15 protein-coding genes are annotated in these 14017 nt (G+C 51.1%); 11 read left to right on the top strand and 4 right to left on the bottom strand.

Features of this window, described 5'->3' with window-relative positions:
• Positions 1 to 72 precede the first annotated feature (72 nt).
• The 8 genes from HV352_RS14615 (at position 73) to HV352_RS14650 (ending at position 5495) form a co-directional block, all read left to right on the top strand.
• Positions 73 to 633: a lipoprotein gene (locus tag HV352_RS14615; protein ID WP_016152618.1), complete on the top strand. Its 561-nt coding sequence runs from the start codon at positions 73 to 75 to the stop codon at positions 631 to 633.
• 105 nt (positions 634 to 738) lie between these two features.
• Complete coding sequence (pyrC, locus tag HV352_RS14620) at positions 739 to 1785, top strand: dihydroorotase (protein WP_047359338.1); 1047 nt, start codon at positions 739 to 741, stop codon at positions 1783 to 1785.
• A 65-nt stretch (positions 1786 to 1850) separates the two neighbouring features.
• Positions 1851 to 2096 (top strand): DNA damage-inducible protein I, encoded by a 246-nt coding sequence (gene dinI / locus HV352_RS14625; protein ID WP_003036157.1) that lies wholly within the window; start codon positions 1851 to 1853, stop codon positions 2094 to 2096.
• A 339-nt stretch (positions 2097 to 2435) separates the two neighbouring features.
• Positions 2436 to 2690: a biofilm formation regulator BssS gene (gene bssS / locus HV352_RS14630; protein ID WP_003036154.1), complete on the top strand. Its 255-nt coding sequence runs from the start codon at positions 2436 to 2438 to the stop codon at positions 2688 to 2690.
• A gap of 114 nt (positions 2691 to 2804) precedes the next feature.
• Positions 2805 to 3923 carry an N-methyl-L-tryptophan oxidase gene (solA, locus tag HV352_RS14635; RefSeq protein ID WP_047359339.1) on the top strand — a complete coding sequence of 373 codons (1119 nt, stop codon included), beginning with the start codon at positions 2805 to 2807 and terminating at the stop codon, positions 3921 to 3923.
• Positions 3924 to 3975: 52 nt separating this feature from the next.
• Positions 3976 to 4089, top strand: a complete 114-nt coding sequence (locus HV352_RS14640) for a YceO family protein (RefSeq protein WP_003036148.1) — start codon at positions 3976 to 3978, stop codon at positions 4087 to 4089.
• Between the two features lie 262 nt (positions 4090 to 4351).
• The gene (locus HV352_RS14645) at positions 4352 to 4918 is read left to right on the top strand and encodes a cytochrome b (RefSeq protein WP_016152615.1); all 567 of its coding nucleotides are present in this window, start codon (positions 4352 to 4354) and stop codon (positions 4916 to 4918) included.
• A gap of 1 nt (position 4919) precedes the next feature.
• Positions 4920 to 5495, top strand: a complete 576-nt coding sequence (locus HV352_RS14650; protein ID WP_101699918.1) for a YceI family protein — start codon at positions 4920 to 4922, stop codon at positions 5493 to 5495.
• Positions 5496 to 5541: 46 nt separating this feature from the next.
• On the opposite strand, the gene HV352_RS14655 is transcribed toward HV352_RS14650, so the two are convergent.
• A complete protein-coding gene (locus HV352_RS14655) occupies positions 5542 to 6594 on the bottom strand; it encodes a rhodanese-related sulfurtransferase (protein WP_181634834.1) in 1053 nt (350 codons plus the stop codon).
• A gap of 220 nt (positions 6595 to 6814) precedes the next feature.
• Between HV352_RS14655 and HV352_RS14660 the strand changes: the two genes are divergently transcribed.
• The 3 genes from HV352_RS14660 (at position 6815) to HV352_RS14670 (ending at position 9570) form a co-directional block, all read left to right on the top strand.
• A complete protein-coding gene (locus HV352_RS14660) occupies positions 6815 to 7735 on the top strand; it encodes a Kdo(2)-lipid IV(A) acyltransferase (RefSeq protein ID WP_019076458.1) in 921 nt (306 codons plus the stop codon).
• 155 nt (positions 7736 to 7890) lie between these two features.
• On the top strand, positions 7891 to 9111 hold the full coding sequence (gene mdtG / locus HV352_RS14665) for a multidrug efflux MFS transporter MdtG (RefSeq protein ID WP_016156180.1): 1221 nt from the start codon (positions 7891 to 7893) through the stop codon (positions 9109 to 9111).
• An 81-nt stretch (positions 9112 to 9192) separates the two neighbouring features.
• Entirely contained in the window at positions 9193 to 9570 is a 378-nt protein-coding gene (locus tag HV352_RS14670) for a MysB family protein (protein ID WP_016152610.1), read from the top strand.
• On the opposite strand, the gene HV352_RS14675 is transcribed toward HV352_RS14670, so the two are convergent.
• The 3 genes from HV352_RS14675 to mdoG all read right to left on the bottom strand — a co-directional run bounded on the left by HV352_RS14675 (position 9571) and on the right by mdoG (position 13930).
• Entirely contained in the window at positions 9571 to 9798 is a 228-nt protein-coding gene (locus HV352_RS14675) for a YceK/YidQ family lipoprotein (RefSeq protein WP_016152609.1), read from the bottom strand.
• 75 nt (positions 9799 to 9873) lie between these two features.
• Positions 9874 to 12402: a glucans biosynthesis glucosyltransferase MdoH gene (gene mdoH, locus HV352_RS14680; RefSeq protein ID WP_019076449.1), complete on the bottom strand. Its 2529-nt coding sequence runs from the start codon at positions 12400 to 12402 to the stop codon at positions 9874 to 9876.
• A complete protein-coding gene (gene mdoG, locus HV352_RS14685; protein WP_181635479.1) occupies positions 12395 to 13930 on the bottom strand; it encodes a glucans biosynthesis protein MdoG in 1536 nt (511 codons plus the stop codon). The genes mdoH and mdoG overlap by 8 nt, the downstream gene beginning before the upstream one ends.
• Positions 13931 to 14017 lie beyond the last annotated feature (87 nt).

The following is a 14017-nucleotide window of genomic DNA, read 5'->3' on the forward strand; positions in this document are numbered from 1 at the left end:
TTACCCGCAGCGCTGGTGCTCGATGATGCTTTGTGTCACGATTACACCACAAGCATCATGTTGAGGAACCCCATGAAAAAGTTTTTTTTTGCCGCTGCACTAATTGTCAGCGGCCTGTTGGTTGGTTGTAATCAACTCACGCAATACACGGTTAGCGAGCAAGAGATTAATCAGGCCCTGGCGAAGAATAATAACTTTTCAAAAGATATCGGTCTGCCTGGTGTCGCTGAAGCACATATCGTACTGAACAATCTCGCCAGCCAGATAGGCCGTGAAGAACCCAATAAAGTGACGCTGACCGGAGACGCCAACCTGGACATGAACTCCCTGTTTGGCAGTCAGAAAGCGACCATGAAGCTGAAGCTAAAAGCCTTACCGGTTTTCAATAAAGAAAAAGGCGCGATTTATCTGCAAGAAATGGAAGTCGTGGACGCTACCGTCACGCCGGAAAAAATGCAGTCGGTACTGCAAACGCTGATGCCTTATTTAAATCAGTCGCTGCGCAACTATTTCAACCAGCAGCCAGCGTACATTCTGCGGGATGACAGCAGCCAGGGGGAAGCGCTGGCGAAAAAACTGGCGAAAGGCATTGAGGTGAAACCGGGAGAAATCATTATCCCGTTCACCGACTAATATGACAGAGGGCGCCGATGCGCCCTTTTTTTTCGTGCAAACGAAAACGTTTCCGCTTATCCTTTGTTTCCGGCAAAAAAGACTATCCTCAGCCGGAGCATATTGATGACTGCACCATCCCAGGTTTTAAAGATCCGCCGCCCAGACGACTGGCATCTTCACTTTCGCGATGGCGACATGTTAAAAACTGTCGTGCCCTATACCAGCGAAGTTTATGGCCGCGCCATTGTCATGCCGAACCTGGCTCCGCCCGTCACCACGGTGGACGCGGCTATCGCTTACCGCCAGCGAATTCTTGACGCGGTACCTGCCGGACACGACTTCACGCCATTAATGACCTGCTACTTAACGGATACGCTGGATCCCAATGAGCTGGAACGTGGATTCAACGAAGGCGTGTTCACCGCCGCAAAACTCTATCCGGCCAATGCCACCACCAACTCGACGCATGGCGTAACCTCTATTGATGCCATCATGCCAGTGCTGGAACGGATGGAAAAATTGGGTATGCCTCTGCTGGTGCACGGCGAAGTGACGCATGCGGATATCGATATTTTCGATCGCGAGGCGCGCTTTATTGAGACGGTAATGGAACCACTGCGTCAGCGTTTAACTGCGCTGAAAGTGGTGTTCGAACATATCACGACTAAAGATGCTGCCGAATACGTGCGCGACGGCAACGACCTTCTGGCGGCGACCATTACGCCACAACACCTGATGTTTAACCGCAACCACATGCTGGTCGGCGGGATTCGCCCTCATCTGTACTGCCTGCCGATCCTCAAACGTAATGTCCATCAACAGGCGCTGCGTGAGCTGGTCGCCAGCGGGTTTAACCGCGCCTTCCTCGGTACCGACTCAGCGCCGCATGCGCGTCATCGCAAAGAGTCAAGCTGTGGCTGTGCGGGCTGCTTTAATGCGCCGACCGCACTGGGCAGTTATGCCACCGTGTTTGAAGAGATGAATGCACTGGACCATTTTGAAGCCTTCTGCTCACTCAATGGCCCACAGTTCTACGGTTTGCCGGTGAATGAAACCTTTATTGAGCTGGAACGCGTGGAGCACAAAGTCCCGGAGAGCATTGCGCTGCAAGATGATACGCTGGTGCCTTTCCTGGGTGGCGAAACGGTACACTGGTCCGTGAAAAGCTAAAAAAAGTGTAGCCAACTGGTGAGAATAACTGTATAAATAAACAGTATATTCCACAGGGGGCTACTATGCGTATTGAAGTCACTATTGCCAAAACTTCACCTTTACCTGCTGGTGCAATTGACGCGCTGGCAGGTGAACTCTCCCGCCGTATTCAGCACCATTTTCCGGATAACGAAGGTAACGTTACCGTCCGTTATGCCGGCGCAAACAATCTGTCGGTTATTGGTGCCACCAAAGAGGATAAAGAACGCATCAGCGAGATCCTCCAGGAGACCTGGGAAAGCGCGGATGACTGGTTCATCAATGAATAAATAATGATATGCAGTGATGTTTGTTTGCCGGGTCGCCCCGGCTTTTTTATACACACCATCTTTTAATCAATAGTTCATTCCTTCTGGCAAACTGATATTTTAATAATAAATTCCTGTCTATCTTTTAACCACAACACCAAAATAATTGTGCAACATGCTTAAAAAAAATGAATAACATGTCGGTTTGTTAGTCAGATAACGCTGAAAACGAAAATTTTATGTGCTTACCTCTTTAAATTTTCAATGAATACCCTTATTTATTGATATACTGAAGTTGCTTCAGAAAAAACGCATTGAACCTCGAAAACCGTTGTCTAGTAACACGAATTAGGGGGCATGATGGAAAAGAATAATGAAGTCATTCAGACTCATCCGTTAGTAGGATGGGACATCAGCACTGTTGATAGCTACGATGCGCTGATGCTGCGTTTGCACTACCAGACCCCGAATCGTCCAGACCCGGATGGGACTGAAGTTGGTCAAACGCTCTGGTTAACCACTGATGTTGCCAGGCAATTTATTTCGATATTAGAAGCAGGAATCGCTAAAATTGAATCCGGCGATTACCAGGTAAATGAGTATCAGCGACATTAAATCTGATACATCCAACCATCAAAAGGCACCTTTCCGGTGCCTTTCTTATTTCCAGGTTGAATATTCCGGGTCACTTATTTACCCTGCTACTATCGCGATTGCAGAGAGAAGCGGATGAAATACGACTTAATCATAATTGGCAGCGGTTCCGTGGGCGCCGCAGCCGGATACTATGCCACTCGCGCCGGTCTGAAGGTTCTGATGATCGATGCGCATATGCCACCGCATCAGCAGGGCAGCCACCACGGCGACACTCGATTAATTCGTCATGCCTATGGCGAAGGTGAAAAATATGTTCCGCTGGTGCTGCGTGCGCAAACATTATGGGATGAATTATCCACCCAAAATGAAGAACCGATTTTTGTGCGCTCTGGTGTCATCAACCTTGGTCCGGCAGATTCAACCTTCTTAGCGACCGCGGCGCAAAGCGCAAAACAGTGGCAACTCAATGTTGAACAACTGGATGCAGCAGCCATTATGGCGCGCTGGCCAGAGATTCGCGTACCTGAAAACTATATCGGTCTGTTTGAAGCGGAGTCTGGTTTTTTACGTAGTGAGTTAGCGATTAAAACCTGGATCCGTCTGGCGGAAGAAGCAGGCTGTGCGCAGCTATTTAAATGCCCGGTCAGCGCAATTCGTCATAGTGATGATGGCGTCACGGTAGAAACCGCCGATGGTGACTATCACGCGCAAAAAGCGGTGATCAGCGCCGGAACCTGGGTACAGGCATTAGTCCCTGAACTACCGATACAACCGGTACGCAAAGTGTTCGCCTGGTATCAAGCCGATGGGCGTTACAGCGTTAAGAATAACTTCCCTGCCTTCACCGGAGAGCTACCAAATGGCGATCAATTCTACGGTTTCCCGGCAGAAAACGACGAGCTAAAAATTGGTAAGCACAATGGCGGACAGGTAATTCATTCGGCAGAAGAGCGCAAGCCGTTTGCCGCTGTAGCCAGCGATGGTTCTGAAGCCTTCCCATTCCTGCGTACAATACTGCCAGGCGTGGGTTGCTGTCTGCACGGCGCGTCCTGCACCTATGATAACTCACCAGATGAAGACTTTATTATTGATACTCTGCCAGAGCATGACAACACGCTGATCATCACCGGGCTGAGCGGACATGGCTTTAAGTTTGCCTCCGTCCTCGGAGAGATTGCGGCAGACTTCGCCCAGGACAAATCGTCTGACTTTGACCTGACGCCCTTCAGGCTAAATCGTTTTAAGCGATAATAAATGAATGGCCTCGTTGGTGAGGCCATTTTTAATGACAGGAATAACGTTGATGCGCCGCATCTTTCACTATCTGGTTAATAATATTCGCGAGCATCTTATGCTCTACATTATTTTATGGTCGCTGCTGGCAATTATGGATGTGATATATATTATGTTTTTCTGAACCCGCAACGCTGACACTAATTGACATAAACTGATATTAACTTAATTTTCATTGCAATTAACTGAACAAGAAAAATACCTTAAACACCCAGAAACCAAGCCTTAATGTCATCCCCCCCTACTAATTCCTTGATGATTACTTCATAATTCAATCAATTTTATTGAATCAGAAACAAATATCACCATTATTGTTATTTATTAGTTGCATTAATGTCTTTTACGCGCCATTTTCATTCACTTCTGAAATATCTAACGGTGCACTTATGCAATTCAATAATACTCCACAACGCTATGGCGTGGTGTCTGCCGCTTTGCACTGGCTGATTGCGATTGCTGTATATGGCATGTTTGCGCTGGGATTGTGGATGGTCACGCTCAGCTATTACGACGGCTGGTATCACCAGGCCCCTGAACTGCATAAAAGCATCGGCGTTGTGCTCATGATGGGGCTGGTTATCCGCGTCGTCTGGCGGTTGATCTCCCCTCCTCCTCCTGCGCTGGCAAGTTATTCCCGTTTCACCCGCATCGCGGCGGCACTGGGTCACCTCGCGCTATACACATTGCTCTTTTCAATTGTCATCAGCGGGTATTTGATTTCCACCGCTGATGGCAAAGCGATAAGCGTATTTGGTTGGTTCGACATTCCTGCCACCCTTGCCAATGCGGGCGCTCAGGCCGACCTCGCCGGTAGTCTGCACCTGTGGCTTGCGTGGACCGTGGTGGTTTTATCGCTTCTGCACGGACTGATGGCCCTGAAACATCACTTTATCGATAACGACGATACCCTGAATCGCATGTTGGGAAAATCGTCATCTGACTATGGAGCTTAAAATGAAAAAAAACCTGCTGGGACTTACACTCGCCTCTCTGTTATTCACCACCGGGTCAGCCGTGGCGGCAGATTACAAAATTGACAAAGAAGGACAGCATGCCTTTGTTAATTTCCGTATTCAGCACCTGGGTTACAGTTGGCTGTACGGCACATTTAAAGATTTCGACGGGACTTTTACCTTTGATGAGAAAAATCCCTCAGCCGATAAGGTTAACGTCACCATCAACACCAACAGCGTTGATACCAATCACGCCGAACGCGACAAGCACCTGCGTAGCGCAGATTTCCTTAACGTGGCCAAATTCCCGCAGGCGACCTTTAGCTCTACCAGCGTGAAGAAAGAGGGGAACGACCTGGATATCACCGGTAATCTCACCCTGAACGGCGTCACCAAACCGGTTACGCTGGATGCGAAGCTGATCGGTCAGGGCGGCGATCCGTGGGGTGGCACGCGTGCAGGTTTTGAAGCAGAAGGTAAAATTAAGCTGAAGGACTTCAACATCACCACCGATCTCGGCCCGGCGTCTCAGGAAGTCGATCTGATCATCTCAGTGGAAGGCGTCCAACAGAAGTAACGTATGAGTTGCCGGATGGGGCTAAAGCCGCCATCCGGCATGATGACTATTGCGCAGGGTCCGGAATACCCAGTTTGGTATTCAGGCGACCGCGTGACTTATTAAAGATTTTGTTGCCATTTTCACGTCCGGCGCGAAGACGACGTTGCTTTTCTTCCGGCAACTTACTCTCTTCGCTACACAACTCGCTACAGCAGCCGTTATACTTCTGCGCGCAGGCCGGACACTGGATAAACAACAGATGGCAGCCATCATTTTTGCAATTAGTATGGCTGTCGCACGCCGTTCCGCACTGATGGCAATGTGCAATAACATCTTCAGAAATCCTTTCGCCCATACGCTCATCAAAAACGAAGTTTTTACCGACAAAACGCACAGGAAGCCCCTGTTCACGCGCCTTGCGGGCATATTCAATAATACCACCCTCTATGTGCCAGACTTTGCTAAATCCGTTGTGTTTCATCCAGGCGCTGGCTTTCTCACAACGGATCCCGCCCGTGCAATACATAACGATTTTTTTATCTTTATGCGCCTGCATCATTTCAACGGCTTTCGGTAACTGGTCGCGGAACGTGTCTGCCGGGATTTCCAGCGCATTCTCGAAATGGCCCACTTCATATTCATAGTGGTTGCGCATATCAATGAATACCGCGTCAGGATCGTCCAGCATGACGTTTACTTCCGCCGCCTTCAGGTAATCACCTACGTTGCTGGCGTCAAATTGCGGATCGTCAATACCATCCGCCACGATGCGTTCACGCACTTTCATGCGCAGCACCCAGAACGATTTACCATCATCATCCAGCGCGATATTCAGACGTAACCCGGCGAATGCGGGATCAAACGCATAAAGCTGCTGGCGGAATGCCTCGACGTTGCTTTGCGGTACGCTGATTTGCGCATTGATTCCTTCATGGGCAAGATAAACGCGCCCGAAGACGTTCAATGCAGTGAACATCTGGTACAGCGCATCACGCGTGTGCTGAGGATTGGCGATGGCGAAATATTTATAGAATGAGATCGTCGTGCGCGGCTCGGTCTCAGCCAACATTTTGGCTTTGAGCGCATCGTTCGAAATGCGGTTGTGTAACACTGGCATGGTGTACGTATCCTGCAAATAGGGAGAAAATGAAAATCGGCGGCATAATAAAGCAAACACCGCCAATTTACATCCACACATTTTACGCTACATTTCTTACTCCAATATAAAAGTGCAACAACAATTGCTGGTTTAATCACCGTTCTCCCGTCACAAATTTTTGATATGCGCGAAAAAATGCGACAATACAGGCAATTGGTCGTTTGAAGACAGGATAGACATGACGAATTTACCCAAGTTTTCGGCTGCGTTACTGCATCCACGTTATTGGTTAACCTGGCTGGGCATTGGCATCCTTTGGTTAATCGTGCAGTTACCCTACCCGGTTCTTTACAAGTTGGGCTGCGCATTAGGTCGTCTGGCATTACGTTTGATGAAACGTCGGGCAAAAATTGTTTCCCGTAATCTGGAACTGTGCTTCCCGCAAATGAGCGAGCAGGAACGCCAGCAGATGATCATCAAGAACTTCGAGTCCGTGGGCATGGGCGTGATGGAAACCGGAATGGCCTGGTTTTGGTCTGACAAGCGCATTTCACGCTGGACGGAAGTTATCGGGATGGAACATATCCGCGACGTTCAGGCGCAAAAACGGGGAATTTTGTTAGTGGGTCTGCACTTTCTGACCCTTGAACTGGGTGCGCGTCAGTTTGGTTTGCAGGAGCCGGGGATAGGCGTATATCGCCCTAACGACAACCCACTGCTCGACTGGCTACAAACCTGGGGCCGTATGCGCTCTAATAAATCAATGCTCGATCGTAAAGACCTGAAAGGAATGATTAAAGCGTTGAAAAAAGGCGAAGTGGTCTGGTATGCGCCGGATCATGACTACGGTCCCCGCGCCAGCGTATTTGTCCCGCTTTTTGCTGTTGAACAGGCCGCAACAACCTCCGGGACCTGGATGCTTTCACGCATGTCGAATGCCTGCCTGGTACCGTTTGTTCCCCGCCGCAAACCTGACGGTAAAGGTTATCAATTGATTATGCTGCCTCCGGAGTGTTCACCGCCGTTAGACAACGCGGAGACTACGGCTGCGTGGATGAATAAGATTGTTGAGCAATGCATCATGATGGCCCCAGATCAGTACATGTGGCTACACCGTCGTTTCAAGACGCGTCCTGAAGGTTCACCTTCCCTGTACTAAAGCACGGTTGCAGTCCTGTGGACTGCAACACCTTCCCTGCCCGCTTTAGGTTTAACTGCTATCCGCATTGCAGCCACTATCTACCAGGCGCATAATTAGCCTGCTTGCTTATATTCAATCGATAGCGCAAACAGCGCGCCACACTGCGGAACGCTATGTCACCCTCAGATGCTCCCATAAACTGGAAACGTAACCTCACCGTTGCCTGGTTGGGTTGTTTTTTAACCGGTGCAGCATTTAGCCTGGTTATGCCCTTTTTGCCCCTCTATGTCGAGAGTCTCGGCGTCACGGGTCATAGCGCCCTGAATATGTGGTCAGGTCTGGTCTTCAGCATCACTTTTCTCTTTTCCGCCATCGCCTCTCCTTTCTGGGGTGGCCTTGCCGATCGCAAAGGGCGAAAAATCATGCTGCTGCGTTCCGCATTGGGTATGGCTATTGTGATGCTGCTGATGGGGCTGGCGCAAAATATCTGGCAGTTCCTGGTCCTGCGCGCTCTGTTGGGTCTGCTCGGCGGTTTCATTCCCAACGCCAATGCGCTGATCGCCACCCAGGTTCCGCGCAATAAAAGCGGCTGGGCGCTGGGAACGCTTTCCACCGGCGGCGTCAGCGGCGCACTGCTTGGACCGTTGGCTGGCGGGCTGCTCGCGGATCAGTACGGACTACGCCCGGTATTTTTCATCACCGCCAGCGTACTGCTGCTCTGTTTTATCCTGACGCTATTTTTTATTCGCGAACGTTTCCAACCGGTGAGCAAGAAAGAGATGCTGCACATTCGCGAAGTCGTGGCCTCGTTAAAAAATCCCAAACTGGTGCTGAGCCTGTTTGTCACAACGCTGATAATCCAGGTGGCAACCGGGTCCATCGCGCCAATTCTGACGCTGTACGTTAGAGAGCTGGCTGGCAACGTCAGTAACATCGCCTTTATCAGCGGGATGATTGCTTCCGTACCGGGCGTGGCTGCGTTAATTAGCGCCCCGCGACTTGGCAAATTAGGTGATCGAATTGGCCCGGAGAAGATCCTGATTGTTGCTCTGGTCATCTCCGTGCTGCTGCTTATTCCAATGTCGTTTGTACAATCGCCCTGGCAACTTGCCGTTCTGCGCTTTTTATTGGGGGCCGCTGATGGGGCTCTGCTCCCGGCAGTACAAACGCTGCTGGTCTATAACTCAACCAATCAGATCGCCGGGCGTATTTTCAGTTATAACCAGTCATTTCGCGATATCGGTAACGTAACGGGACCGTTAATGGGGGCGGCAATTTCCGCCAACTACGGTTTTCGCGCCGTCTTCTGCGTGACCGCGGGCGTCGTACTGTTTAACGCTTTCTACTCGTGGAATAGTCTGCGCCGTCGCCGGAACACTGAGGCCACGGGATGATTTTTGTGCATTCATACTTGCAATATCGGAGAATCAACTATTATTTCCCTGAATACTTCATTAAATCAAAGGGAGACTCTGATGACCATGTATGCCACGCTGGAAGAAGCCATTGATGCCGCTCGTGAAGAATTTCTGGCTGATAACCCTGACCTTGAGCCCGACGAAGCCAGCGTTCAACAGCTAAGCGTACAAAAATACGTGCTACAGGATGGTGACATTATGTGGCAGGCGGAATTCTTTGCTGATGAGGATGAGGGCGAGGGTGAATGCCTGCCAATGCTGAGTGGTGAAGCGGCCCAAAGCGTTTTTGATGGCGACTATGATGAAATTGAGATCCGTCAGGAGTGGCAGGAAGAAAACACGCTTCACGAATGGGATGAAGGTGAATTCCAGTTGGAACCTCCCCTGGATACTGAAGAGGGTCAGACCGCGGCCGATGAATGGGATGAGCGATAGCTACTCGTAAGGTCCGTGGTGAATGTCGAGCGGGAGCAGCAAGGTATCAAACACCAGCGAAAATGGCAGGTCGAGGATGGTGACGTAGCGCCACGCGGAGTCCCGGACATCCCATTGCACGCCAGGATAGTATTGGTTTCCGTGCCCTTGCCCTGGGATAGTTCGGCTAATAATACTGCCGCATCCACTCAGCAAGCACACCATGATTGCCACTGCCAATATTCGCACCTGATACCTCACGGCTCTTTTATTTAGTATAAAAAAATACCGGCACCAGGCCGGTATTTTCACGTTACTTAACGCTTATTTTTTCCTGAGCGCCAGCGGATTCAGGGTCAGTCCCTGGTAGTAATTCACCCACGAAGAATACTTATCAGGTGAATTCCAGACGCGATAGTGCAAACGCGCCATCGTCACCGGATCGCTCAACAGCACCAGACGGCGGTCACGGTTTAGTTTCTCCGGCGTTTCGTTCAGCGCCTGCTCCACATGGCGGTCACGGGCAATCTCAAGCACGTTACTCGCGCGGTGACGTGCAGTCGCCATTGCCGTTGCCAGTGCGTTAAATGACGGGTTAAACACCGCATGCATAAAGCCGTCGTCCAGTGTACGATTGCGGTTCATCACCAGGTAGGTATCCGTATCCACCAGCACCTGCGGCGGAGAATACTCTTCCGGGATCAGGAACAGCTTCCAGCGCTTGGTACGTAACCCAACCGTGGAACGGCTGGAAATCACGGAAACAAACGGCGACAGGATCAGCGAGAAGACAATCGGCGCCAGCCAGAACAGGAAACGCAGATCCAGCCAGGCCATACCTACCGCCCACACCAGCCCCAGCAGTAACTGAGAACCGTGACGCATAAATGCTTCACCCCACGGGGTGGAATCGTCATCACGCTGCGGTGAATTCCACACCACTTCCCAACCGAGGAAGGCGCTCACGACGAAGACGGTATGGAACAGCATACGTACCGGCGCCAGCAGCACGGAGAACAGAACCTCCAGCAGCAGCGACAGCGTGACGCGGATAAACCCGCCGTACTCTTTCGTCCCTTTACACCAGATGAGCAAAATACTCAGCAGCTTCGGCAGGAACAGCAGCACCATCGTAGAAGCAAACAGCGCGATCGCCAGTTCAGGACGCCACTGCGGCCATACCGGGAACAGCTGGCGCGGTTGCAGGAAGTACTGTGGTTCAGTCAGCGCATGCACCACCTGCAATGCAGTCGATAACGCGAGGAACATAAACCACAGCGGCGCGGACAGATAGGACATAACGCCGGTCAGGAACACTGCACGGTGAACCGGGTGCATCCCCTTCACCAGGAACAGACGGAAGTTCATCAGGTTGCCATGACACCAGCGACGGTCACGCTTGAGTTCATCCAGCAGGTTCGGCGGTAGCTCTTCATAAGAGCCCGGCAGATCGTAAGCAATCCACACGCCCCAGCCGGCACGACGCATCAACGCCGCTTCGACGAAGTCGTGGGAGAGAATCGAACCCGCAAACGAGCCTTCGCCCGGTAACGGCGCAAGCGCACAGTGTTCGATAAACGGCTTCACGCGAATAATCGCGTTATGGCCCCAGTAGTGCGATTCCCCCAATTGCCAGAAGTGAAGTCCAGCGGTAAACAACGGACCATAAACACGGGTCGCAAACTGCTGACAGCGTGCATACAGCGTATCCATACCGGAAGCCTTCGGTGAAGACTGGATAATCCCGGCATTTGGATTCGCTTCCATCAGGCGCACCAGCCCGCTCAGACAGTCACCGCTCATCACGGAGTCAGCGTCCAGCACCACCATGTAGCTGTACTGATTTCCCCAGCGACGGCAGAAGTCATCAATATTGCCGCTTTTACGCTTCACGCGACGACGACGACGACGGTAGAAAATCTGCCCTTCGCCTTGCACTTCGGCAATCAGCTCCATCCACGCTTTTTGTTCTGCTACGCAGATATCGGGGTTGTAGCTGTCGCTCAGGATGTAAACATCAAAATGCTCGGCGTTGCCCGTCGCTTTGACCGACTCCCACGTGGCGCGAAGTCCCGCGAATACGCGGTCAACGTCCTCGTTACAGATCGGCATAATCAACGCGGTCCGGTGCTCGGGATTTAACGGCTCGTCCCCAACCGTTGAGGCGGAGATACTGTACTTATCTCGCCCAATCAACAGTTGCAGGAAGCCCATCAGCGCGGTCCAGAATCCTGCTGAAACCCAACAGAAAAGCACGGCAAACAAAATGAGAATGCCGGTCTGGAGCATGTAGGGCAGCAGTTGCATAAAGGAGACCCATAAATCCTGCCCCATCATGTCAACAGGATTAATGAATGCCCAACCCTGATACGGAAGGATCGTCTTCATATACCAGGTTGCGACGACCGTTTGCGCCAGCGTTAAGATCAACAACGTATAGCGGCGGATGGTGCCAACCGTACGCCATTTTTGCTCGCTCTCCTGTTCTTCTTTCGTCAAACGCGAAAGATAACGCGGAGTCACATCGCGCCCGCGCAGGCGATCCCAAAAGCGGCCAACCGGGTTGGTACGCCAGGGATCGGGGAACATAGAGGTACGCGTTGCTTTTGGCATCGCCTGCAGCTGATCGCGCCCCTCATCGTCCTTAACCAACTGCTCTTTGGCCAGAGAATCAGGCCACGCCTGCTCCAGGCGAGCTTTCACCGAACCCTGCGGTGAATCATCTTCGCGCGAGTACGTACGATGCTCGGCATCCAGCGCCTGATGAACAGCGCGGATGTCAGTTTTCGGCAGTGCCGCTTTTTCGATATCCGAAAGCGGCATTGCGTCAATATACTCAGTTGTCTTATTCATTGGCAGGTAACTGGTAGCTCCAGGTTTCACTCAGCGTCTGATCGGCATTGACCAAGGCAGCACGCATTTCAGTGGTTTTCTTCACATCTTTCACTTTCACGCGCAATACCAAACGCCAACCTTTAGTTACCGGGTTGTAGCGCACAGTACTTTCAACGATCTCGCCGTTGTCGCCAATACTGGTTTGTGCGGTAACCGGGGTATCCTGCGGCAGCTTTTTCATATCCGTGCCGGTAAAGTCCACCACAAACGCGATAGTGCCATCAGGCTGACGAATGAGGTTAGACTGTTTTACATCACCGGTAGAACGACGAGTCTGCTGGACCCAGGCGCTATCAGGGGCATGAAGCTTGTCTTCGTCACGCGTGAACGTCAGGATGTACTTGAAGTTCATCTCTTTGCCGGCTTCAGGCAGTTGATCCGGCGTCCAGTACGCAACGATGTTATCGTTCGTTTCATCGTTAGTTGGGATTTCAACTAACTCAATCTTACCTTTACCCCAATCACCTTTTGGCGTGATCCAGGCGCTTGGGCGCAGATCGTAACGATCGTCGATATCTTCAAAACGCGAGAACTGACGGCCACGCTGCAGCAGGCCGAAACCTTGCGGGTTTTCCATCGCAAAGCTGCTCACCGCCAGATGTTTCGGGTTATTCAGCGGACGCCAAATCCACTCGCCGTTGCCAGCGTGGATCGACAAACCGTTAGAGTCATGCAGTTCCGGACGATAGTTGGTCGCCGGAGAAGGCTGGTTTGGTCCGTACAGGAACATACTGGTTAACGGTGCCACGCCCAGCTTGCCCACTTTGTCGCGCAGATAAACTTTGGACTGAACATCGACTACCGTGTCACGACCCGGAATGATGACAAAGCGATACGCTCCGGTTGCGCGCGGAGAATCCAGCAAGGCATAAATGGTCAAACGTTTGTCAGTCGGTTTCGGACGCTCGATCCAAAACTCACGGAAGCGGGGAAATTCTTCGCCAGAAGGCAGAGCGGTATCAATCGCGAGACCGCGCGCAGACAGACCGTAGACCTGCCCTGCCCCCAGAACACGGAAATAGCTGGCACCGAGCATGCTGACGATTTCGTCGTTTTTATCTTTGCTGTTGATCGGATACAGCACTTTGAACCCGGCGAAACCGAGATCTTTTACCGTGTCTTTATCATGCTGAACATCGCCAAAATTAAAATAATCCGGGCTGTATTTGATTCTTTTCACCGCTGTAGCGGTAACTTCGTTGATTTTGACCGGCGTGTCGAAGTACATACCCTGGTGGTAGAACTCGAGCTTAAATGGGGTCTTGAGATTGCTCCAGTAGGCTTTATCGCGGTTAAACTGGATCTGCTGATAATCCGCATATTTCATGTCGCGGAAAACGGAGGGCAAGTTACTTTTTGGCGCCTCATAGCCTTTACCGGCTAAGGATTGAGCTTGTTTTGCAACATCATCGATGCTGAACGCCCAGCTCGATGATGTGTACAGCGTTAACATAACTGCTGCACCCAACCAACGCATTTTCATCATTTGTAGTTTATGTTTCATAATTAGTAAGCACTTCCCCCTTTGTGTGCTTATATTGATCCGATCCATTTTAATGGATAATCGGGTATT

It is taken from the genome of Citrobacter sp. RHBSTW-01044 (assembly GCF_013781945.1).
Lineage (GTDB): Bacteria > Pseudomonadota > Gammaproteobacteria > Enterobacterales > Enterobacteriaceae > Citrobacter > Citrobacter braakii.

Bases quoted from the DNA above. Each gene is read 5' to 3' on its own strand.
- solA (WP_047359339.1), top strand. From the start codon at position 2,805: ATGAAATACGACTTAATCATAATTGGCAGCGGTTCCGTGGGCGCCGCA.
- HV352_RS14645 (WP_016152615.1), top strand. From the start codon at position 4,352: ATGCAATTCAATAATACTCCACAACGCTATGGCGTGGTGTCTGCCGCT.
- HV352_RS14660 (WP_019076458.1), top strand. From the start codon at position 6,815: ATGACGAATTTACCCAAGTTTTCGGCTGCGTTACTGCATCCACGTTAT.
- mdtG (WP_016156180.1), top strand. From the start codon at position 7,891: ATGTCACCCTCAGATGCTCCCATAAACTGGAAACGTAACCTCACCGTT.
- HV352_RS14615 (WP_016152618.1), top strand. From the start codon at position 73: ATGAAAAAGTTTTTTTTTGCCGCTGCACTAATTGTCAGCGGCCTGTTG.
- HV352_RS14650 (WP_101699918.1), top strand. From the start codon at position 4,920: ATGAAAAAAAACCTGCTGGGACTTACACTCGCCTCTCTGTTATTCACC.
- dinI (WP_003036157.1), top strand. From the start codon at position 1,851: ATGCGTATTGAAGTCACTATTGCCAAAACTTCACCTTTACCTGCTGGT.
- HV352_RS14655 (WP_181634834.1), bottom strand. From the start codon at position 6,594: ATGCCAGTGTTACACAACCGCATTTCGAACGATGCGCTCAAAGCCAAA.
- mdoH (WP_019076449.1), bottom strand. From the start codon at position 12,402: ATGAATAAGACAACTGAGTATATTGACGCAATGCCGCTTTCGGATATC.
- HV352_RS14670 (WP_016152610.1), top strand. From the start codon at position 9,193: ATGACCATGTATGCCACGCTGGAAGAAGCCATTGATGCCGCTCGTGAA.
- bssS (WP_003036154.1), top strand. From the start codon at position 2,436: ATGGAAAAGAATAATGAAGTCATTCAGACTCATCCGTTAGTAGGATGG.
- HV352_RS14640 (WP_003036148.1), top strand. From the start codon at position 3,976: ATGCGCCGCATCTTTCACTATCTGGTTAATAATATTCGCGAGCATCTT.
- mdoG (WP_181635479.1), bottom strand. From the start codon at position 13,930: ATGATGAAAATGCGTTGGTTGGGTGCAGCAGTTATGTTAACGCTGTAC.
- pyrC (WP_047359338.1), top strand. From the start codon at position 739: ATGACTGCACCATCCCAGGTTTTAAAGATCCGCCGCCCAGACGACTGG.